The 21,376-nt window shown below is 65.0% G+C and carries 20 protein-coding genes; 9 read left to right on the top strand and 11 right to left on the bottom strand.

Annotation, left to right across the window (positions count from 1 at the left end):
* Positions 1-8 precede the first annotated feature (8 nt).
* The 6 genes from ACQR1X_RS23005 to dinB form a co-directional block, all read right to left on the bottom strand.
* Positions 9-212, bottom strand: coding sequence for a YgaP family membrane protein (locus tag ACQR1X_RS23005; protein ID WP_434899623.1), 204 nt, complete (start codon positions 210-212; stop codon positions 9-11).
* Positions 213-301: 89 nt separating this feature from the next.
* Complete coding sequence (locus tag ACQR1X_RS23000; protein ID WP_434899689.1) at positions 302-970, bottom strand: Crp/Fnr family transcriptional regulator; 669 nt, start codon at positions 968-970, stop codon at positions 302-304.
* A 264-nt stretch (positions 971-1,234) separates the two neighbouring features.
* Entirely contained in the window at positions 1,235-2,149 is a 915-nt protein-coding gene (locus tag ACQR1X_RS22995; protein WP_434864182.1) for a DUF1259 domain-containing protein, read from the bottom strand.
* Between the two features lie 51 nt (positions 2,150-2,200).
* The gene (chrA, locus tag ACQR1X_RS22990; protein ID WP_434899622.1) at positions 2,201-3,592 is read right to left on the bottom strand and encodes a chromate efflux transporter; all 1,392 of its coding nucleotides are present in this window, start codon (positions 3,590-3,592) and stop codon (positions 2,201-2,203) included.
* On the bottom strand, positions 3,589-4,410 hold the full coding sequence (locus ACQR1X_RS22985; RefSeq protein ID WP_316217793.1) for a sulfurtransferase/chromate resistance protein: 822 nt from the start codon (positions 4,408-4,410) through the stop codon (positions 3,589-3,591). Before ACQR1X_RS22985 ends, chrA begins: the two co-directional genes overlap by 4 nt.
* 164 nt (positions 4,411-4,574) lie before the next feature.
* Positions 4,575-5,681, bottom strand: coding sequence for a DNA polymerase IV (gene dinB / locus ACQR1X_RS22980; RefSeq protein ID WP_434893982.1), 1,107 nt, complete (start codon positions 5,679-5,681; stop codon positions 4,575-4,577).
* Positions 5,682-5,917: 236 nt separating this feature from the next.
* On the opposite strand from dinB, the gene ACQR1X_RS22975 reads away from it, so the two are divergent.
* Entirely contained in the window at positions 5,918-6,823 is a 906-nt protein-coding gene (locus tag ACQR1X_RS22975; protein ID WP_434899621.1) for a ribonuclease Z, read from the top strand.
* Positions 6,824-6,844: 21 nt separating this feature from the next.
* Here the strand turns inward: ACQR1X_RS22975 and ACQR1X_RS22970 are convergent, their stop codons facing one another.
* Positions 6,845-8,890 carry an acetoacetate--CoA ligase gene (locus ACQR1X_RS22970; protein WP_434899620.1) on the bottom strand — a complete coding sequence of 682 codons (2,046 nt, stop codon included), beginning with the start codon at positions 8,888-8,890 and terminating at the stop codon, positions 6,845-6,847.
* A gap of 56 nt (positions 8,891-8,946) precedes the next feature.
* Positions 8,947-9,639 carry a TetR/AcrR family transcriptional regulator gene (locus ACQR1X_RS22965; protein ID WP_315802019.1) on the bottom strand — a complete coding sequence of 231 codons (693 nt, stop codon included), beginning with the start codon at positions 9,637-9,639 and terminating at the stop codon, positions 8,947-8,949.
* A gap of 283 nt (positions 9,640-9,922) precedes the next feature.
* Here ACQR1X_RS22965 and ACQR1X_RS22960 point away from each other — a divergent pair, with 283 nt between their 5' ends.
* The 8 genes from ACQR1X_RS22960 to ACQR1X_RS22925 all read left to right on the top strand — a co-directional run bounded on the left by ACQR1X_RS22960 (position 9,923) and on the right by ACQR1X_RS22925 (position 17,809).
* Positions 9,923-11,143 (top strand): ABC transporter substrate-binding protein, encoded by a 1,221-nt coding sequence (locus ACQR1X_RS22960; protein ID WP_434899619.1) that lies wholly within the window; start codon positions 9,923-9,925, stop codon positions 11,141-11,143.
* Positions 11,144-11,262: 119 nt separating this feature from the next.
* The gene (locus ACQR1X_RS22955) at positions 11,263-12,534 is read left to right on the top strand and encodes a serine hydrolase domain-containing protein (protein ID WP_434899618.1); all 1,272 of its coding nucleotides are present in this window, start codon (positions 11,263-11,265) and stop codon (positions 12,532-12,534) included.
* Complete coding sequence (locus ACQR1X_RS22950; RefSeq protein ID WP_434845726.1) at positions 12,531-12,752, top strand: hypothetical protein; 222 nt, start codon at positions 12,531-12,533, stop codon at positions 12,750-12,752. The genes ACQR1X_RS22955 and ACQR1X_RS22950 overlap by 4 nt, the downstream gene beginning before the upstream one ends.
* A gap of 28 nt (positions 12,753-12,780) precedes the next feature.
* Complete coding sequence (locus ACQR1X_RS22945) at positions 12,781-14,013, top strand: branched-chain amino acid ABC transporter substrate-binding protein (RefSeq protein WP_434899617.1); 1,233 nt, start codon at positions 12,781-12,783, stop codon at positions 14,011-14,013.
* 118 nt (positions 14,014-14,131) lie between these two features.
* Positions 14,132-15,079, top strand: a complete 948-nt coding sequence (locus tag ACQR1X_RS22940; RefSeq protein WP_315802024.1) for a branched-chain amino acid ABC transporter permease — start codon at positions 14,132-14,134, stop codon at positions 15,077-15,079.
* Positions 15,076-16,368 (top strand): branched-chain amino acid ABC transporter permease, encoded by a 1,293-nt coding sequence (locus ACQR1X_RS22935; RefSeq protein ID WP_434889472.1) that lies wholly within the window; start codon positions 15,076-15,078, stop codon positions 16,366-16,368. Before ACQR1X_RS22940 ends, ACQR1X_RS22935 begins: the two co-directional genes overlap by 4 nt.
* Positions 16,365-17,114: an ABC transporter ATP-binding protein gene (locus ACQR1X_RS22930; RefSeq protein WP_315802026.1), complete on the top strand. Its 750-nt coding sequence runs from the start codon at positions 16,365-16,367 to the stop codon at positions 17,112-17,114. Before ACQR1X_RS22935 ends, ACQR1X_RS22930 begins: the two co-directional genes overlap by 4 nt.
* Complete coding sequence (locus tag ACQR1X_RS22925) at positions 17,114-17,809, top strand: ABC transporter ATP-binding protein (protein ID WP_315713534.1); 696 nt, start codon at positions 17,114-17,116, stop codon at positions 17,807-17,809. Before ACQR1X_RS22930 ends, ACQR1X_RS22925 begins: the two co-directional genes overlap by 1 nt.
* Before the next feature lie 58 nt (positions 17,810-17,867).
* Here the strand turns inward: ACQR1X_RS22925 and ACQR1X_RS22920 are convergent, their stop codons facing one another.
* Genes ACQR1X_RS22920 through ACQR1X_RS22910 form a run of 3 tightly spaced genes read right to left on the bottom strand, consistent with a single transcriptional unit; the run spans position 17,868 to position 21,363 of the window.
* A complete protein-coding gene (locus ACQR1X_RS22920) occupies positions 17,868-18,848 on the bottom strand; it encodes an ABC transporter permease (protein WP_434889471.1) in 981 nt (326 codons plus the stop codon).
* A complete protein-coding gene (locus ACQR1X_RS22915) occupies positions 18,845-19,825 on the bottom strand; it encodes an ABC transporter permease (protein WP_434889470.1) in 981 nt (326 codons plus the stop codon). Before ACQR1X_RS22915 ends, ACQR1X_RS22920 begins: the two co-directional genes overlap by 4 nt.
* The gene (locus tag ACQR1X_RS22910) at positions 19,822-21,363 is read right to left on the bottom strand and encodes a sugar ABC transporter ATP-binding protein (RefSeq protein ID WP_434889469.1); all 1,542 of its coding nucleotides are present in this window, start codon (positions 21,361-21,363) and stop codon (positions 19,822-19,824) included. The genes ACQR1X_RS22915 and ACQR1X_RS22910 overlap by 4 nt, the downstream gene beginning before the upstream one ends.
* Positions 21,364-21,376: the final 13 nt, after the last annotated feature.

Raw genomic sequence — 21,376 nt, 5'->3', positions numbered from 1 at the left:
TGCGCGGTCTAAGACATCGAACTGGATTTCGTTCCGCATGTATTGATGCCGAGCATCGCGTAGGGCGGGCACCAGCCGATCAGTGCGGTGCCGAGCGGGATCAGGCCCAGAAGGCCCCACAGGGTGTGCGGTCCTACGACCGTCAGACTGAGGATCGCCAGTCCGACGATGATCCTGAGCAGCCGGTCGATCTTGCCAATGTTCTGTGTCATGTCGCGCTCCCCTTTGGCTTGCGATGATGCAGACGATAGAGCGGGACACAGCGCGGGTATGTAACTAAGTCACCAAGAGACGCCGGTTCCTAGCCATGCTGGGCCAGGTGGACAAGCGCCGGTCTGTCGGTGATCTCGACGATTCCGCGAGCCATTCGCAACCAGCCGCGCCGCGCGAATTCATTGAGCTGGCGGCTGATGACCTCGCGTGCGCTGCCGAGCTCGTTGGCGAGCTCCTGATGCGTTGCAGCGATCTGCTGCCTTGCCCCGGCGAGGTCCAGAAGCTTCTGCGCGAGCCGCACATCGATCCGCTCGAACGCGACTTCCTCGATGATGCGGAAGAGATTGGTGACACGGCGGCTGAACGCTGTGAAGACGAACTGTCGGAATTCGCGCGAGCTGGCGATCAGCCGGTCGAACAGCGCGCGCGGGATCGCCACGGCACGGATCCGGGTCTCCGCGATCCCCTCGGCCTGGTATTCCTCGTAACCCATCAGGCAGGCCGTGGTCAGCGCGCAGCTTTCGCCTGCCTGGACGCGGTAGAGCACGATCTCGCGGCCGGACTCGGACGTCTGCTGCACGCGGATGGTCCCGTCCAGCAGCAGCAGAAAGGAATCCGGCGCCTGACCGGGGCCGAAAATCCGGCTGCCTTCCGGAAGCTCGACGATAAGGCTGGCCTCGCGCAACTGCGCGAAGATCTCCTCCGGCAGTTGTCGCAACGGCGGGAAAGCGAGCGTCCAGTCCTGCTTCGACGGCATCACGACATCCGGCTGCGCCACATCGGCGTCGTCCAGACTTGCCATAGGATCGCGCGTGGGTCGAGGGACGGGATCTGCCCCCGTCCCCAATCTTCGGTACCACCACCAGAGAGCTCGCATGGACTCCGGCAGCGCGTCGCCTTGCCACCGATCGGCGTCTCACTCATGCGCGGCCGTTGCAGGTGGGCCAGACCGGAAGGTTGCCGCATCTGCCGGCAGAGCAAGGCCCGCACACTCTCGGACCGCGCCTTTCCTCCTTTGCTCTTAGCTCTTGGTGCTTGCCGTCTTGTCGAGCGCCGCCCGCAAACCCTTGGCGAGCTTGATCGCATCATCATTCGCCCAGAAGTGCATGAAGAAGATGCGGGGGTGTTCGTCCAGCATGTGACTATGCAGCGCCGTGACCTCGATGCCGTGGGCACGGAGCGTCCGGATCACGGGGTTCACCTCCTCCCCGCTCAGTACGAAGTCGCCGGTGACGGCGGCCTTGCCTGCGCCGGTCGGCTGGAAGTTGATGCCCGTCGCGACGCCCATCGACGCGACGGGAGACAAGGATAGTCCGCCCTCGACAATGGGATCGCGTCGCGGCACGCTGAACTGATAGACCCCGCCATTGGCCTGTCCTTTGACCGTCAGGATCTGATCGAGCTGGGCCGTGTCGAGATCGATGGCCGGTGGCGGCGTGGTCGGCGATGCCGCAACCGTCAACGGTGTCTTGCTGTCGGCGAGGGCGTCGCGGATGGCGGACGCGAGTTTGACCGGATCTCCATGACCGACGACATGCATGTAGGACGTTGCTGGGCTCGCGCGGAGCAGATGGTTGTGCACGGCGCTGATTTCGAGCCCGCCGGCGATCATCTTCGCCATCACCGGATTGACCTCTGATTCCAGCAGGACGAGATCGCCCATGATCATGGTGCCGCCATGCGCCGGCTTGAACGCGACCCAGCCGCCGAGCGCGAGCGCCGGCCTGATGGTTACGCCGTCCAGGGTCACCGAGAGATCGGTGCGCGGGAAGCCGTACCGGCGGACGTCTCCCGTCACGGACGGCTTCCGGCCCAATGTCTCGTCGACCTTCTGCCAATCGATGTCCTGTGCTCGCGCCGTCGAGACGATCGGTCCGGCGCCGTGTGCGAGGAGGCAGGCGCCGAGGCCCAACAGACTCCAGATCGTGCTTCTCATCGTTCGCTCCTTTTGGTCTGGCACTGCCCCATATTCCGTCGCAGCGTGCTCTCAGATGACGCCTGCAAAGCGCATCAGCATGCCCGCGATGCACGAGGCGGCGAGCACGACGAGCATTCCCGCGTTGAAGCGGAAAATGGCCGTGGCGGCCGCAATCGACAGGACGACGGCCGGCAGGTCGATGCTCATCGGCCGGGGCGCGTCGAATGACAGTCCAAATCCATGGATCGGAAAGGTCTCGCGAAACAGGGTGTGCAGCGCGAACCAGATCGAGAGATTGAGGATCACGCCGACGACGGCGGCGGTGATCGCCGAGAGCGCGCCGGCGAGCGCCTTGTTTCCTCGCAGCGCCTCGATGTACGGGGCGCCGACGAAGATCCAGAGGAAGCAGGGCGCGAACGTCACCCACGTCGCCAGCAGTCCGCCCAGCGTGCCGGCGAGCAAGGGAGACAGCCCGCTCTCCCCGCGGAACGCGGCCATGAAGCCCACGAACTGGACGACCATGATCAGGGGACCGGGAGTCGTCTCCGCCATGCCGAGGCCGTCGAGCATCTCGCGCGGAGCAACCCAGTGATAGTAATCCGCGGCCTGTTGCGCGACGTAGGCGAGCACGGCGTAGGCGCCGCCGAACGTCACCATCGCCATCTTGCTGAAGAAGATCGCGATCTGACCGAAGACGTCGTTCGGCCCGAGCAGGGTCAGCAGGGCGAAGACGGGGACGAGCCAGATCGCGAGCCAGACGGCCGCCACCCGCAGCGCGCGCGACGCGTTCGGACGGACGTGATCCGGCACGGCTTCGCCGAGCATGCTGTCGATCGCGCCGGCGATCTTGCCGCCGTGCTCGAGGGCTGCGAACTCCGGCCGGCCGAGGCGGGCAGCGACGAAGCCGATGACTCCGGCGGCAATGATGATGGTCGGAAACGGCGCCCCGAAGAAGAAGATCGCGACGAACGCCGCCGCCGCCAGTCCGATCATGATCCGATTGCGTAGCGCGCGCTTGCCGACGCGGACCACGGCCTGGATCACGATCGCCAGCACCGCCGCCTTGAGGCCGAAGAACAAGGCGTCGACGACGCCGACATGGCCATAGGCTGCATAGATGTAGCTGAGGCCCATGATGGCGAAAATGCCCGGCAGGATGAAGAGCGTGCCCGCAACGATGCCGCCGGTGGTCCGATGCAGCAGCCAGCCAATATAGGTCGCAAGCTGCTGCGCCTCGGGTCCCGGCAGCAGCATGCAGTAGTTCAGCGCATGCAGGAAGCGGCTCTCCGAAATCCAGTTCTTCTCCTCGACGAGGATGCGATGCATGACCGCGATCTGGCCGGCGGGGCCGCCGAAACTCAGACAGGCCACCCGGATCCACACCAGAAGCGCGTCATTGAAGGAGATGCCATGGGTGTGCTCGGCCGCAACCGGTTTTCGCGATGCTGCGATGTCCGTCATGACTTCACCTTGCTGTTCGGCCAGTTGTGCGCCTCCTTGGTGGCGTCGCGGCACCAGCGGTAGAAGGCGTCGTAGAGCAGAAGCCCTGCGCTCAACTGCTCCAGATCGTCGTCGTACATTCGCGACAGCCCGAGTGAAGCCGCGAGCAGTCCGGGAGCCTCGGGAGACAGATCGAGCCGCGCCGTATCCGCGGCGCGCACGATCGTGGCGAGTCGCTCCAATGCCGGCGTCCGCAGGCCAAACTCTTCGACCATGATGTCGAAGGTGCAAAGTTCGCCGCGATGGCTCCAGAAGACGTTCTCGACGTCGAAGGCCGTGGCCTGGAAGCGCTCGGCGACCGCTTCCACCTCGGCCGGTGTCACGAACAGGAAGACCGCGGCGGGGTCGACGAAGCGGCGGATCAGCCATGGACAGGCGATGCGGTCGATCTTCGGACGTGATCGCGTGACCCAGACCGTGCGGCCGCGGCTGTCCCTCGCGGGAATCCTGTTCGCGGGCACAGTCGGGAGCTGCGCCTCCCTCCAGCTGACGTGTCCGCCGTCGAGGACCTCGGCCGCGATGTTGCTGCACCGGAGCCAGGCTGCGGTGCCTTCGCTGAGCTTCTTGCCTTTCTGACAGACCACGATGACGGATTGGCCGGTGAAGCTCGGCGCCCATTGCTGCACATCGAGATGCGAACGCCTGACGGCGCCGGGGATGAGGCGCGGGTCGGCGGCGAAATCCTCGTCGATACGCACGTCGACGAGCGCCGGCGCGGCCGCCGTGCCGATCAGTCGAGACAATTTTTCGGGTGAGATGGACGTATATGATGATGACATGCTGCGCCCTTGGTGACCAGGACGCGATTCTTGGGCATGTCGCCTCGCGGGGAGATCGCACATCCCCGTGCGGCAGAATAAAGCGCTCGGTTGTTCGGCTGTCAACCCGTCCCGTTGCTGGAACGATCGGGGACCGTCGCGATCGCTATCGGGGCCGACCCGCCTCAGATCAGCAAGGGAAGCTGGGCTTCCACGCCGGTGTCGTGCTGCTGCAAGGATGACAGCGAAACGCCGAGGAGGCGCACCGGCTTGGCCAAGGGCATCTCGCTCTGCAGGAGAGCAATGGACAAGCGTGCCAGGTCCTCCCGGCTCGCGACCAGGTTGGCGACGGACCTGCTGCGCGTCATGATTTCGAAGTCCGCGAACTTGACCTTCAAGGTGACCGTCCGGCCTCGGTTGCCGCTGGCTTCGCAATGCTGCCAGACCTTGTCGATCAGCGGCTGCAGCTCCGCCAGCATCGGCTCGAAGTCGGTCAGGTCGGTCGAGAAGGTGTTTTCGGCGCCGACTGATTTGCGGATGCGATTGGCGCGGACCGGGCGATTGTCGATGCCGCGCGAGATCCAATAGTAGTGGTGGCCGGCCTTGCCGAAGTGCTGCTGGAGGAAGGGCAGGGTCTGATTGCGGATGTCGAGCCCGGTATGAATTCCGAGCGCGTTGAATTTCGCGGCGGTCGCCGGGCCGATGCCGTGAAACCTGCCGACCGGCAGCCCCTCCACGAAGGCTGGACCCATCTCCGGCGAGATGACGTATTGGCCATTGGGTTTGCGATGGTCCGAGGCCAGCTTGGCGAGGAACTTGTTGTAGGAGATTCCCGCGGAGGCATTGAGTCCGGTCTCGGCCTTGATCTTGGCCCGGATCTGCAAGGCGATGTCGCGTGCCAGCGGAATGCCTTGCAGATTTTCGGTGACGTCCAGATAGGCCTCGTCCAGCGACAAAGGCTCGATGACCGGCGTATACTGGGCGAAGATGGCGCGGATCTGCTGGCTGATGGCCTTGTAGACCTCGAAGCGAGGCTTGACGAATATCAGGTCCGGACACTGGCGTTTTGCCGTCACCGACGGCATTGCCGAGCGCACGCCGTACGCCCGAGCCTCGTAGCTTGCGGCTGCCACGACACCGCGTTCGCGCGAGCCTCCCACGGCCACGGGCTTGCCGCGCAGCTCGGGATTGTCCCGCTGCTCGACCGACGCGTAGAATGCATCCATGTCGATGTGGATGATCTTGCGGGTTGCCGGCGGTGCGGCATCCTGTTCCGGACCAGAGCTTGGCATGGTCAAGCTCTATCAGAGCGAGGCGATGAAGTCTGCACAGCCGAGTGCTGGCTACCAGCAACGTCCCTTACAAGGACGTTGCAATGTCCCTCTCCCTCACAGCCTTTCATCGGCGACGAGGGAAACACGCTCATGAGAAAAGGGACCGCCGACCGTGATCGAGACGAAGCAGCGCAGCCGGGACCTGTCGTCAAAGCCGCTCACGACGCTGCGACCATGGGCCTGAAGCGGCTGTGATGTTCGAGCTCACTTTCCTGGGGACCTCGGCGAGCGTTCCGTCGGCGGACCGCAACCATCCAGCCCTTCTCGTTCGAGCAGGCCGGCATCGTATTCTCGTCGATTGCGGCGAGGGGACCCAGCGTCAGCTGCTCCGCAGTGGGGCAGGCTTTCGCCGGCTCGATCGGATCCTGCTCACCCACGGCCATTTCGACCATGTCCTCGGCATTCCCGGACTGTTTTCCACCCTGCGGCTGCGCAGGAGCGCTGACACTATGCGCATACACGGCGGCCCCGACACGCTCGATGTCGTGGTCCGAATGCTCGCGGGGCTGTGGGGCGAGGGCCGCGCGCCGATCCCGCTCGAGCTCGTTCCGCTCGGGCGCGGGACGGTTCTCGATGCCGGCGAGTTTACGATCAACTGCTTTCCCGTCCGGCACCGCGACACCGACAGCTTCGGCTTCGAATTCGCAGGTCAAGTTCGCCGCCATCTGCTGCCAGACCGTCTGGCGGCGCTCGCGGTCCCTGATGGGCCCGTGCGGAAGGCATTGGCGGAGGGCCGGCCGGTCACGCTGGAGGACGGACGAACCATCGATCCGGAGGATGTTCTGGGGCCTCCGCAGGGACCGAAAAAGCTCGTCATCGTCGGCGATGCTGAAACGACCGAGGGTCTGCACGAGCATGTTCGCGACGCGGACATGCTCGTGATCGAGGCCACTTTTCTCCGGCGGGATTCGGCCATGGCTCGTGACTACGGCCACCTGACGGCCGCGGAGGCTGCCGGGCTCGCGGCGTCGAGCAACGTCGGGCAGCTTGTCCTGAACCACATCTCCGGCCGCTATCCCGACGAGGAGATCCTCGGCGAGGCGCGGGAGATTTTTACCAACAGCCATGTTGCGGTCGATTTCGATCGGCTGATGGTCTAGCTGCTCGCTCGGGCGCGTCTGCTATGTCGCGCCTGAGCCGCTCTGCAAACGGCTCCGGGCGAACGCGATGTACCAGTCGAGACAACCGGGATTGGCCATGGCGTCGCGGTTGATGACCTTGTCGAGCGGCTGCCCGAGCAGGAGCTTCTTGATCGGCAGCTCCTGCTTCTTGCCGGACAAGGTGCGCGGGATCTCGGCAACCGCAAAGATCTCGTCAGGCACGAAACGCCGCGACAGGCCGGCTTCGACCGCCATGTTGATCTTCCGCTTCATCGCCGCATCAAGCGCGACCCCGTCGCGCAGCACCACGAACAGCGGCATGTAGCTGTCGCGGCCGAGATATTCGAGATCGACGACCAGCGAATCCAGGATCTCCGGCAGCGCCTCGATGGCCGAGTACAATTCGCTCGTCCCCATGCGCAGCCCGTGGCGATTGATGGTCGCGTCGCTGCGGCCATAGATGATGCAGGAGCCATCCGGATTGACCTTGAGCCAGTCGCCATGTCGCCAGACCGGCCCGCCCGCGCGCGCCTCGAAGGCGTCGAAGTAGCTCGCGAGATAGCGCGCATTCCCCGAATCGTTCCAGAACCGCAGCGGCATCGACGGCATCGGTACGGTGCAGACGAGCTCTCCGACTTCGCCGATAACAGGCTCGCCCTGGTCATTGAAGGCCTCGACGGCCGCGCCGAGTGCGCGGCATTGCATGGTTCCGGGCATCTGCGGCAATTCGCGGTTGCCGCAGATGAAGGCGCCGGCGAAGTCGGTGCCGCCGGAGATGTTGGACCACCACATTTGCGCCTGCGCCCGGCTGCCATTGACCCGCGACAGCTCCGCGAACCGCTGATCGAACCAGGCCTGCGTGTCGGCACTGAGCGGCGAGCCGGTGGACCCGAGACAACGCAGTCGGGACAGATCGCCCGCGTCGGCCAGGTTGATGTCAGCCTTGACGCAGCTCGCGAAGAACGCCGCGCCGGCGCCGAAGAAGGTCGACTTCGAGTTCGCCACGAACCGCCACAGTGTGGTCCAGTCCGGATGATCCTTGGGCCCGGCCGGGCTGCCGTTGAAGATGCAGCACGTGGTGCCGTTGAGAAGCGCGCCGACCTGGTTGTTCCACATGATCCAGCCAGTCGAGCTGTACCAGTGATAGCGCTCGCCGAACGAATTCGGCTGATAGGAGCAGCCGATGTCGTTGTGCAGCCCAAGCAGAGCGAGCGTGACGACGATGATGCCGCCGTGACCATGCACGATCGGCTTCGGCAATCCGGTGGTGCCGCTCGAATACACGATCCAGAGCGGATGATCGAACGGAAGCCACTCCGGTTCGAAGGCATCGACGCCAGGGCCTGTTCGTGACAGGACATCCGAGAGATGGACGCCCCCGGCGACCGGCGCGCCGGCATCGTCGCTGTGCAGGATGATGTGACCGACCGTTGGCAACGAGCGGCGGAGCTCCTCGACGACATCGCGGCGATCGTGCCGGCGGCCGGCATAGGTGACCGCATCGCAGGCGATCAGCACCTTGGGCTCGATCTGCTTGAACCGGTCGATCACGGCGGGCGCGGCCATGTCGGGCGCGCAAACGCTCCAGATTGCGCCGATGCTCGCGGCAGCGAGAAACGCGATCATGGCTTCGGGGATATTGGGCAGATAGGCGGCGACCCGGTCGCCGGGCGCCACGCCTTGCTCGCGCAGATGCAGCGCCAGGGCGGCAGCTTTCTTCCGAAGCTCCGGCCAGGTCGTCTCCGTGAGCCGGCCATCCTCGTGACTGCTGATGATCGCAGGCAGGCCCGCCGCATCGGCGGCTTCGACGTGCCGAAACACCTGCCGTGCGTAGTTGACCGAAGCGCCGGGAAACCAGACCGCTCCCGGCATCGTGCGCTCGCCCAGGACGGTCGAAAACGCGGTCGGCGACTGCAGGTCATAATAGTCCCAGATGCTGCGCCAGAATCCGTCGAGGTCGCGGATGGACCATTGCCGCATCTCCTCGAAGCTTTCGAAGTGGAGGCCGCGATGATCGTTCAGCCATTGGCGATAGAGGGCCATTTGCGGGACGTAGGGAGCTGTCATCATTGGTTCCGGCTGGTTGTTTGTGTCGCGTCGACCGATGGGAGACGCCGAGACGCTCATTTCGACTTCTGCTTCCGCCGCTTGTAGAGCGCGTTGAAGCCTCCGGCCATGAAGGTTACGAACCGCTCGCGGACGGCCACGAAATCGTCGGACTTGCACAGACCGCCGGACAGGCGGTCGATGCGGCCGGTCCGTGACAGGATCAGCGAATAGGCGCCGGAGGTGAACTGGAAGCTCCAGAACAGATCCTCGGGCCTGGCGTCGGGCAGCGCCTTCTGCAGCAGACCGATGAGACGCAGCACCAGCGGATCGAGATAGGTGTCCATCATCTCCACGCCATAGCCCGGCGCGTTGGCGACCTGCGCGAAGATGCGGCCGAAGTGCCGCCAGTTGTCCTCTTCGTTGACGTAGACGTCGAACGCGCCGTCATAATAGGCACGCAGCGCGCCTTCCACGGTCGGGCGATCTCCGACCTTGGCCTCGTAGGCATCCAGCCCGGCCGTGCGCACCGTGACAGCGTATTCCATGCGGCGTTCGAACACCGCGTCGAACAGCGCTTTCTTGCCCTCGAAGTAGTAATGGATCAGCGCAGGATGGATGCCCATCCTGTCGGCCACATCCTTGATCGTCACGCCGAAATAGCCGAGCTGCGCGAACAGCTCCTCGCTGGTGTCGAGGATGAGCTTCACCGTCGTCGCGCGCTGTTCCGCGCGCGTGCGGCGCCCCTCGGGCTTCGGCTCTGCTGGCATGCTCTCCGTGGTCCCTGATCGGCGCGCGCAGGAACGGCGCCGTTGTCATTTTGACGATGAGGGGGTGGGCGCGCCCGGTCAAGCGGGACTTCGGGCTTCCAACATTTTCATTTAGTGCTAAATGAATGAGCTTGACCGGCGGCCGGCCGGACGGTAGGTCTCGGAGACCTGAAGGATAGCGGTCGACGGTCGGGCGGCGGGCAGCGCGCTGCCAGTCTGGTCGCGCGCTGACATCATCAAGGACAATCGGCTGGCGATGGATCAGCCGCTCACGGGAGGACACATGATACGGATCAAGTCGACGGCGGCTGCCGTGCTGATGCTCGGCGTGGCCCTTTCAGCCCCGGCGTTCGCGCAGAAGACATACGACGTCGGCGCCACCGACACCGAGATCAAGATCGGCCAGACCAACCCGCTCAGCGGGCCGGCTTCTGCTTTCGGGTCCATCGGCAAGGCGGAAGCGGCCTATATCCGCATGATCAACGAGCAGGGCGGCGTCAACGGGCGCAAGATCAACCTCATCCAGTATGACGACGCCTACAGTCCGCCGAAGACGGTGGAGCAGGTGCGCAAGCTGGTCGAAAGCGACGAGGTGCTGACCACGTTCCAGATCATCGGCACGCCGCCGAACGCCGCGGTCCAGAAATATCTGAACGGCAAGGGCGTCCCGCAGCTTCTGGCGGGAAGTGGAGCGTCCCGTTTCACCGATCCGAAGAACTATCCGTGGACGATCTCCGCCAATCCGAACTACCAGTCGGAAGCGCACATCTACGCAAGATATATTCTGGAGAACCATCCGAACGCGAAGATCGGCATCCTGTATCAGAACGACGATCTCGGCAAAGATTACGTCAAGGGGCTGAAGGACGGGCTGGGCGCCAAGGCCGGCATGATCGTGAAAGAGCTGTCCTACGAGCTGTCCGATCCGACGATCGATTCGCAGCTGGTGACGCTCAAGGCGTCGGGTGCCGATCTGTTCTACAACATGTCGACGCCGAAATTCGCGGCGCAATCGATCAGGAAGGCCGCCGAGCTTGGCTGGAAGCCCGTCCACATCCTGGAGGTCAACGCGACGGCGGTCGGTCAGGTGCTCGTGCCCGCGGGGCTCGAGAATGCCAAGGACATCATCTCGGTCGCCTACGGCAAGGATCCGCTCGATCCGCAATGGGCCGATGACGAGGGCATGAAGCGCTACAAGGCGTTCATGGCGAAATACGCGCCCGGCGAGGACGCCAACAGCGGCTTTGCGACCTATGGCTACTCGACGGCCGCTCTGCTCGTCCACATTCTCAGGCGATGCGGTGACGAGCTGACGCGCGCCAACATCATGAAGCAGGCGACCAACATCAAGGGCTTCGTTCCCGATCTCGGGCTGCCGGGAATGTCGGTGACGACAACGCCCGACGATTACCGCATCAGCAAGCAATTCCAGATGATGAAATTCGACGGTCAGCGCTGGATCATCTCGGGTCCGATCCTGACCGACAACTTCAAGGCGGACTGATCCTCTCGTCGGCCATGGCCTGTCCGGGCGTCGCTTGCGCGCCAGGATGCCCAGCTGTCTCTCCGTCATCCGCGCCGGCCGGCGCCGAAAGCTGAACCCTGTCCGTCGGAGCGCCGCTCATGATCAGTGAAGCCGTCCGCCGCCGCCGGGGCTTCGATCCTGCGGCGCTTGCAGCGATCGGCCCGGCGCTCGCCGAATTCGTCGATCGCGGCGAGCTCGCAGGCATCGTGTCTCTCACCTCGCGCGGCGGCGAGATCGTTCATGCCGAGACGATCGGCTGGCGGGACGTCGAAACGAACAGCCCGATGCGCCCGGATACGTTGTTCCGGATCGCGTCGATGACCAAGCCGATCACCTCGGTGGCGGCGATGATGCTGGTCGAGGAAGGCAGGATCGCCTTGGCGGACCCCGTCTCCCAGTGGATTCCAGAGCTGGCCGATTTACGGGTCCTGCGCGACGCCGCCGGCCCGCTCGACGAGACCGTGCCCGCCCAGCGCGCGATCACCATCGAGGATCTGCTCACGCACCGCTCGGGCATCGCCTACGCGTTCTTCTCGGAAGGCCCGCTCAAGGTCGCCTATGAGCGCGCGCTCGGCGATCCCGCGATGAACCGTTCGACGCCGGACGAATGGCTCGCGGCGCTCGGCGCGCTACCGCTGGCCTATCAGCCCGGTGACCGATTCCACTACGGCCACTCGACCGACGTGCTCGGCTTCCTGATCGGCCGGGTCGAAGGCAAGCCGTTCCGGCAGGTACTGCAGGAGCGCATCTTCGCGCCGCTCGGCATGGACGACAGCGATTTCTGGTTGCCGCTCGCCAAGCGAAATCGCCTGGCGAGCCTGTACGGATATGACGAGACGACGGGGCGGCTCGCGAAGGTCGAGCCGGTCATGTATGACGAGCCGCCGGCCTATACGCCGGGTGGCGGCGGGCTGATCTCGTCGGCGCCGGACTACCATCGGTTCGCGCGCATGCTGCTCGGAGGAGGCGAGCTGGGCGGCGTCAGGTTGCTGCGGCCCGCAACCGTGGAGCTGATGCGAACCAATCGGCTGACCGATGGGCAGCGCCAGATACCCTTCGCCGGCATGCCGCTGTGGCAGACCTCCGGATTTGGGCTCGGACTGGCGATCGCCGAGGAGGCCGTCGGCAATCCCTATGCCTGTGGCGCACCGGGCTCGATGACCTGGCCGGGCATCTTCGGCACCTGGTGGCAGGCCGATCCGGTCAATGATCTGATCATGATCTATCTGATCCAGCATCACGTGCCGGTCTCGGCCGGGGCAGGAGCCACGATTGCCACCGGTCGGGGCGCCGTCGGCCGCCGTGCTCTGCCCGTCTTCCAGCGTGGAACTTACGGCGCGCTGTCCCACATTGTGGAACAAGCGACATGACCGGCAAGTGCCGTCATCCCCGCGAGTCGGAAGCATATGTCCACGATGTGGACGCCACATTCCGCTCGATGAAACGTCCGATCGGCGGTGAGCTGCTTGCCGGCCCATTGCCGGAGCGGCAAACACGGCTTCATCTCATGCCGAGCTTGTCATCCGGCCGTTATTCTGCTCAGTGCTTCTTCAAATTGCGCGATCATGCGCATCGATCGATCGACTGAAGTCGACAGCCAGCGAGGAAACAAAACTATGCGCAAGTTAACTTTAGCCATTGCCCTGATCGTCCCGATGCTCGGTCATGCCGCGCAGGCCGAAGACACCGTCAAGATCGGCTATATCGATCCGCTGTCCGGCGGCGGTGCCAGCGTCGGCGAGGGCGGCCTGAAGACGTTCCAGTACCTGGCCGACGAGCTCAACGCCAAGGGCGGCATTCTCGGCCATAAGGTCGAGATCGTGCCGTTCGACAATAAGACCAATCCGCAAGAGAGCCTGGTCCAGGCCCAGAAGGCGATCGACGCCGGCGTCCGCTACATCACGCAAGGCAACGGATCGTCCGTCGGGCTTGCGCTGGAGGATTTCGTCAACAAGCACAACACGCGCAACCCCGGCAAGGAAGTGCTGTACTTCAACTATGCCGCCGTCGATCCGAGCATGACCAATGAGAAATGCAGCTACTGGCATTTCCGCTGGGACGCCAGCTCGGACATCAAGATGGAGGCGCTCACCAACTACATGAAGGACATCCCGTCCATCAAGAAGGTGTATCTGATCAATCAGGACTATTCGTTCGGCCAGTCGGTCCGCAGCGACGCGCGCAAGATGCTGGCGGCGAAGCGACCCGATGTCCAGATCGTCGGCGATGAGCTGCATCCGCTGCTCAAGATCACGGACTTCTCGCCCTACATTGCCAAGATCAAGGCGTCCGGCGCCGACAGCGTCATCACCGGCAACTGGGGCCAGGACATCGCGCTGCTGCTCAAGGCCGCCGCGGATGCCGGCCTGAAGGTCAACTGGTACACTTATTACGCGGGCGGCGCCGGCGGCCCGACCGCCATCAAGCAGACGGGCCTGGATCATCAGGTCTTTCAGCTGACCGAAGGCTTCGCCAATTCGGGCCATCAGTCTGCGATGGATTACGAGAAGGCGTTCCGCGCCAAGGTCAACATGTCGCTGTGGTATCCGCGGGCGGTCAACGAGATGCGCATGTTCAAGGCGGCGGCCGAGAAGGCCAACTCCATCGACCCGGTGAAGGTCGCGGCCGCGCTCGAGGACCTCAAGCTCGAGGTGCTGGATGGCGGCACCGGCTTCATGCGCAAGGATGATCACCAGTTCTTCCAGCCGATCTACGTCTCGTCCTTCGGCAAGCTCGCGGCGAACGAGCCGTTCGACGAGGAGAACACCGGCTGGGGATGGCACCTGGTCTCCAGGGTCGATACGCCCCAGGCCATGGTGTCGACGACGTGCAAGATGGCGCGGCCGTAATCGATCGGCGCTGGCTTCCCGCACGGCCTCACCGTGCGGGAAGCGGCGTCGGCCCTGCGTCGATCTGTTAGGGAATGAGCGGCGGGGCATCGAGGCCCCGGACATTCGCGGGTGCACCGTGCTTGAACTCATCGTCATCTCCACCCTCAACGGCGTGCTGTTCGGCATGCTGCTGTTCCTGCTGTCGAGCGGGCTGACCGTCATCTTCAGCATGATGGGGGTGCTCAATTTTGCTCACGCCAGCTTCTACATGCTCGGCGCCTTCTTCGGCTTCCAGCTCACGAAATGGGTCGGCTTCTGGCCGGCCCTCCTGCTCGCGCCGCTCCTCGTCGGGGCCATCGGCATGGCGGTCGAGCGTTACGGTCTGCGCAACACGCACAAGCATGGTCACGTCGCCGAGCTGCTGCTGACCTTCGGCCTCGCATTCGCGATCGAGGAAATCGTCTCGATGATCTGGGGCAAGACGCCGCTCGACTACCGCGTCCCGGCGCTGCTGGACTTTCCCGCATTTACGATCTTCTCGACCAACTATCCGGCCTACAAGCTGTTCATGCTGGCGGTGTCGGTGACGATCTTCGTGGCGCTGCTGATCGTGCTCAAGCGCACAAGGGTCGGCCTGATCGTTCAGGCGGCGCTGACCCATCCCCACATGGTGGGCCATCTCGGCCACAATGTCGGACGCGTGTTCATGGTGGTGTTCGGGGTCGGCAGCGCGCTGGCCGGTCTCGCCGGCGTCATCGCCGGTCCTGCCCTGGTGACGCAATCCGACATGGCCGCGGCGCTCGGGCCGATCCTGTTCGTGGTGATCGTGTTCGGCGGCCTGGGCTCGCTGCCGGGCGCCTTCATCGCTTCGCTGGTGATCGGCCTGGTGCAGACCTTCGCCGTGGCGCTGAACGGCTCGTTGGCAAGCGCCTTCGGTCCGCTCGATCCATCCGCCGGGCCATCGGTGCTCACCGACATCTGGAACGTGACGATCGCGCAGGTCGCGCCGATCGTTCCCTACCTGCTGCTGGTGCTCGTCCTGATCGTGCGCCCCGTGGGCCTGATGGGGACTCGCGAATCATGACCGCAGCAGTGACCTCCGCGTCTCGTCTCGCGGCAGAGCCCGCCGGATCCCGTCTCCGCTTCTATGCCGTCTGGGTGATCGGCGTGGCCGTGCTGATCGTGCTGCCGCTGCTCTTCAATTCGGGCGGATCGCTGACCTCGTTCAGCCTCATCGGGATCGCGATCGTCTTCGCGCTCTCCTACAACATCCTCCTCGGTCAGACCGGGTTGCTGTCGTTCGGTCACGCGGTTCACTACGGCCTGGGCGGCTTCGCGGCCTGTCACATGATGAATGCGGTGGTGGCGCATGGCTGGCCGATTCCGCTGCCCTTCATTCCGCTGTTCGGCGGGCTGGGCGGCCTCGCCTTCGCGATCATCCTCGGCTGGGTCATGACCAAGCGCGCCGGCACGGTGTTTGCGATGATCTCGCTCGGCATCGGCGAGCTCGTGGCGTCGTCGTCGCTGATCCTGCGCTCGGTGTTCGGCGGCGAAGCCGGCATCACCACGGACCGCACCGCTCTGCCGCGCATGTTCGGCTGGACCTTCGGGCCGCAGCTGCAGGTCTATTACCTGATCGCGTTCTGGCTGGTGCTATCGGCAATCGCGATGTATGCGCTGACCCGGACGCCCCTGGGGCGGATCAGCAATGCGGTGCGCGACAATCCCGAACGGGTCCAGTTCATCGGCTATGATCCGCACGTCGTCCGCTATCTCGCCTATTGTTTCGCCGGATTCTTCGCCGGCGTCGCGGGCGGCCTCGCGGCGATCAGCTTCGAGATCGCGAACTCCGCCTATCTCGGTGCAATCCAGTCGGGCCTCGTGCTGTTCGCGACCTTCATCGGTGGGACGGCCTACTTCTTCGGTCCGATCCTCGGCGCGATCCTGGTGACCTATCTCCAGCTTGGGCTGACGAGCCTCACCAGCGTCTGGCAGCTCTATTTCGGCATCATCTTCATCGGCATCGTCATGTTCTCACCCGGTGGCATCGCCGGTCTGCTGATGATGCACCGGCCGCTGGTCCGTGCCGGAACGCTCGGAATGGTGATCCCGTCCTATCTCGTTGCCATCGTGCCGACCGCGGCGTTCGCTTGCGGCGTCATCCTGACCATCGAGACGGTCGCGCGTTATTCGGGTGGCGACGCCATCAACCTGTTCGGCGTGGCCTTCAATCCGCAATCCCCCGTGACATGGGGCGTCGCCGCGATTCTGGTGGTCGCCGGCTTCTTCGTCGCGCGGTCGACGTGGCAGCGGATTGCCGGAGCCTGGGACGGGGCCGCCACCGTGGCGCGTGATCGGGGGTATCTGGCATGACCGCGGCGATCGAAGTCCGTGCCGTCGAGAAGCGCTTCGGCAATGTCGGCGTCATCCGCGACCTCAACCTGAGCGTCGCCCAGGGCGAGCGTCACGCCATCATCGGCCCGAACGGCGCTGGCAAGTCAACCACGTTCAACCTGATCAGCGGGCATATCAGGCCGACCTCGGGCGAGGTGCGATTGAACGGCGCGGTCATCTCGGGCCTGCGACCGTTCGAGATCAACCGGCGCGGCCTGTCGCGCTCGTTCCAGGTCACCAACGTGTTCGCCCGCATGACCGTGTGGGAGAACGTCCGCTGCGCCGTGCTGTGGGCGACCGGACATCGCTACGCGTTCTGGAAGAACGTCGACAGCCTGCCGGAGGTGCGCGAGCGGACCGCCCAGATCCTCGACGACATTCATCTCACGCATCGGCGTGACATCCCCGCGGGGTTGTTGACTTATGCCGAGCAGCGCGAGCTGGAGATCGGGGTCACCATTGCGAGCGGTGCGACGGTCGTCATGCTCGACGAGCCGACGGCCGGAATGAGCCATGCGGAAACCGAGCGCGCCGTCTCGTTGATCCGGCGGCTCACCGAGGGGCGGACGCTGGTGATCGTCGAGCACGACATGAGCGTGGTATTCGGTCTCGCCGATCGCATCTCGGTGCTGGTCTACGGCCACATCATCGCGTCGGGCACGCCGGAGGAGATCCGTCGGGACCCGAAGGTGAGGGAAGCCTATCTCGGCGAGGAGGCCCACTGATGCTCGAAGTCAGGAACCTCCACGCCTATTACGGCAAGAGTCACATCCTCCAGGGCGTCGACCTCGACGTCGCTGCCGGCGAAGTGGTGAGCCTGCTCGGCCGCAACGGCGTCGGCCGCTCGACCACCGTGAAGGCGATCATGGGCGAGGTCAGTCCGCAGGGGACGATCCGCTTCAAGGGCCGGGACATTGCCGGCCTGCCGAGCTACAAGATCGCGCGCCTAGGGCTCGGCTATGTGCCCGAGCATCGCGACATCTTTCCGAGCCTCACCGTGCGGCAAAATCTCGTGCTCGGCATCAAGGACACCCGGCGGCCGGGGAAGTGGCGCCTCCAGGACATGCTCGACATGTTTCCCAATCTCGCCGCGCGCGCCGATACGCCGGCGGGCGTGCTGTCGGGCGGCGAGAAGCAGATGCTGACCACCTGCCGGACCTTGATGGGTGACCCCGACCTGATCATGATCGACGAACCCACCGAAGGTCTGGCGCCGCTGATCGTACAGCAGGTCGGCGACCTGATCGCCCGGATTGCGGCGGCTGGCGTCGCGATCCTGCTGGTCGAGCAGAAGCTCTCGATCGCAATGCGGATCTCGAAGCGCGTCTATGTCATGGGCCACGGCCGTGTCGTGTTCGAAGGAACGCCGGATCAGCTCAAGGCCAACACCGCGGTTCGGCAGGAGTGGCTCGAAGTGTGAGGTGCAGCGGCATCCGTCGCAGATCACCGGCCGGCTTGCGGGACCAGTCGCTGTTCGATCACAGCTTCTGGCGGCCGTAGATCAGGAGCATCAGGATGATCACCGCGCCGTAGATCAGCTGGCGGCCGGCCTCGCTGATCTGCATCACCGACAGAATGGACTGCAGCAGGGTGATCAGCACGACGCCGGCGACGGTGCCGAGATAGCTGCCGCGGCCGCCGAGAATGTGCGTGCCGCCGAGCACGACGGCGGCGATCGAGGGCAGCAGATAGGCGTCGCCCATCGACTGCGCCGCCTTCGAGGCATAGCCCGCGAGCAGCACGCCGCCGAAGGCGGACAGCGCGCCGGACAGCGCGAACGCCAGCATGGTGATGCGGCGTGTATCGATCCCTGAGAGATAGGCCGCGCGCTCGCGATTGCCGATGGCATAGATGGCGCGGCCGAACGTGGTCCGTGACAACAGCCAGATCGCTGCGCCGCCGATGATCGCCCAGACCAGCACCGCATTGGGAAGGCCGGGCACGATCGTGCCGGTGGCGAGATAGCGCATCGCCTTGGAGGCGGAATCCTGCGGCGCGAAGCCGCCGGTGTAGGCGACCATCAGGCCTTGCGCGACCGCATTGGTCGCCAGCGTGATGATCATCGAGGGAATGCGCAGATAGGCGACGCCGATGCCGTTCAGGAGACCGATGGCGGCGCCGCAGAGAATGCCGCAGGGAATCGCGATGATGGCGCCGGTCGTGCCATGCGCGGCCGCCGCGCAGGCCATCATCGCGCCCGTCGTCACCACCCAAGGCACCGACAGGTCGATCTGGCCGAGCAGGATCACCAGCATCATCCCGGTGGCGATCACGCCCAGGAAGCTCGCGACCTTCAACTGCTGCAGCAGATAATCCGGCGACAGGAAGCTGCGCGAATAGAGGCTGCCGACCAGCAGCAGCAGCACGATGCAGCCGAATGAGGCCGCCACCGCCGGATCGATCCGACGCAGCATGGCGATCCCGCGATGGGCCGGTTGTGGTGCCGTTGCGTCGCTCATCCGAACCACTCCAGCCGATTGCGCACCCGCACCAGGCCGAACGCGCCGATCGAGACCGCGAGCATCAGCACCAGCCCCTGGAACAGCGGCTGCCACAGCGGATCGAAATCGAACACGAACAGCAGATCGCCGATGGTGCGGAACGCGAGTGCGCCGAAGATCGCCCCGATCGCGCTGCCGCGTCCGCCCATCAGCGATACGCCGCCGAGCACCACGGCCGCGATCGAGAACAGGGTGTAGGCATTGCCACTCGCATAGGCGGCCTCGCCCGTGTAGGAGAAGAACGTCAGGAACAGGCCGCCGATCGACGACAGCAGGCCAGCCAAGGTGTATGCGACGAACTTGGCCGCGCGGATCGGCGCGCCGGACATGTAGGCTGCGACCTCGGAGGAGCCGGTCGCGAACGCGGCGCGGCCGACGACCGAGCGGCTATAGGGCACCCAGATCAGCAGTGCCGCCGCAGCCAGTGCCACGAGGCTCGTGGGCAGCACGCCGAATAATCTTCCCGTCAAGGCATCCGCCAGCGTCTCGTTGACGGATCCGCCGGGATTGGGCCGCAGGAACAGCGCGATGCCGTAGTACATCGCCCCGGTGGCGATCGTGGTCACGATCGGCTGCAGGCGCCCGAAGATCACGATCGCGCCGTTGATCATGCCGCAGACGATGCCGGTGCCGAGCACGCCGGCGAGCCCGAGCGCGGTCTCGGTGGCGGTGCCGACCACGATCCACGACGCGAGGCAGTTGGTCAATGTCAGGATCATGCCGACGGACAGATCGATGCCGGCGGTGATCACCACGATCGCCTGCGCCATGGCGACGAAGGCCAGCAGCGTCGCCTTGTTGGCCGCGGTCTGCACCATGTTGGCGCTGAAGCCGGCCGGATGATTGGTCGCATAGAGCACGAACATCGCGACGAAGATGCCGATCGCGAGCAGGGTGCCGCGCTGTTCGGCGAGCCAGTACCGCCACTCGGTCATGCCAGACTCGCTTCCGCTCGCTCGCCCTCGTCGACATTGAGCGCACTGCTGACCAGCGCGCGCTCGGTGATCTCGGCGCCCGCAAGCTCGCGCCTGATCGCGCCATCATACATCACCAGCACGCGGTCGCAGCAGCCGATCAGCTCGTCATAGTCGGTCGAATAGAGCAGGATCGCGGCGCCCTCGTCGGCAAGCCGGCGCAGCAGCCGGTAGATCTCCTGCTTGGTGCCGACGTCGATGCCGCGCGTCGGATCGTTGAGCAGGATGATGCGCGGCTTGTTCATCAGCCATTTCGCGATCACGACCTTCTGCTGATTGCCGCCGGAGAGCGCGCTGACGGCGAGATCGGGGGAGGCGGTCTTGATCTCGATCAGGCGGATCATCTCCTCGATCAGGGCCGATTGCCGCTGCCGGTCGATGATGCCGAATGTCGCGAACCGGTCGAAGGCGGCGGCCGAGAGATTGTCGCGCACCGACATCGGCAGCATCAGTCCTTCGGTCTTGCGGTCCTCCGGAATCAGCGCGAGGCCGATGCGCTCCGACTTGGCAGTGACGGGGCTGTTGATCGTCACCTTGTTGCCGTCGATCAGAATGTCGCCGCGGCAGTCGCGCAGCACGCCGAACAGCGCCAGCAGCAGCTCGCGCTGGCCCTGGCCGTCGAGCCCGCCGAGTCCGATGATCTCTCCGGCCTGCAGCGAGAACGAGATGTCCTTCAGCCGGTCGCCCCAACTGATGCTCGTGCATTGCAGCGCGGGCGGCCGCCCATCGGTCTTGCGCTGCGGCTTGTCCGGGAAAGCGTGCTTGTACTCGCGGCCGATCATCAGCTCGATCACTTCGGCATCCGTCCTGGTGCCGGCCGGGAAGGTCGAGATGCGGCGCCCGTTGCGGAACACGCTGCATTCATCGGCGAGCTCGGCGATCTCGTGCATGCGGTGGGAGATGTAGAGCAGCGCCAGCCCCTCGCTGCGCAGGCGCTTCAGTACCGTAAATACCTTGGTCACGTCGGAGGCGGTCAGCGCCGAGGTCGCCTCGTCGAGGATCAGGATCTTCGGCCGCCGCGACAGCGCTTTCGCGATCTCGACCATCTGCCGGCGCGACAGCGGCAGGTCCTTCACCAGCGCGCGCGGATGAATGTCGCCGGCGCCGGCGCGGTGTAGCGCCTCCTCGGCAAGCCGGCGCTGGGCGCGCCGGTCGATCATGCCGAACCGCGTCGGCGGATGCGAGATCATGATGTTGTCCGCGACCGATAGGTCGGGAATCAGCGACAGCTCCTGGAAGATGCAGACGACGCCGGCATCATTCGCGGCGGAGGGACCGCTGAAGGCGACCTCGCGCCCTTCGAGCGTCATCCGGCCTTCGTCCGGTGCGACCACGCCGACCATCAGCTTGATCAGCGTCGACTTGCCGGCGCCGTTCTCGCCGAGAATGGCGTGGATGCGGCCGGGGTGGACCTCCAGGTCCGCACCGTCGAGAGCGATCACGCCGCCGTAGCGTTTGGACAGTCCTACGGCGCGAAACAGCGGCTCAGCCGCGATCATGCTTGCTTCCCCA

Origin of the sequence: Bradyrhizobium sp. HKCCYLRH3073 (genome assembly GCF_051167995.1) — a bacterium.
In the GTDB taxonomy this organism is placed as follows: domain Bacteria; phylum Pseudomonadota; class Alphaproteobacteria; order Rhizobiales; family Xanthobacteraceae; genus Bradyrhizobium.
The sequence above is the reverse complement of the archived record's forward strand: the minus strand, read 5'-3'. Positions and strand labels throughout refer to the sequence as shown.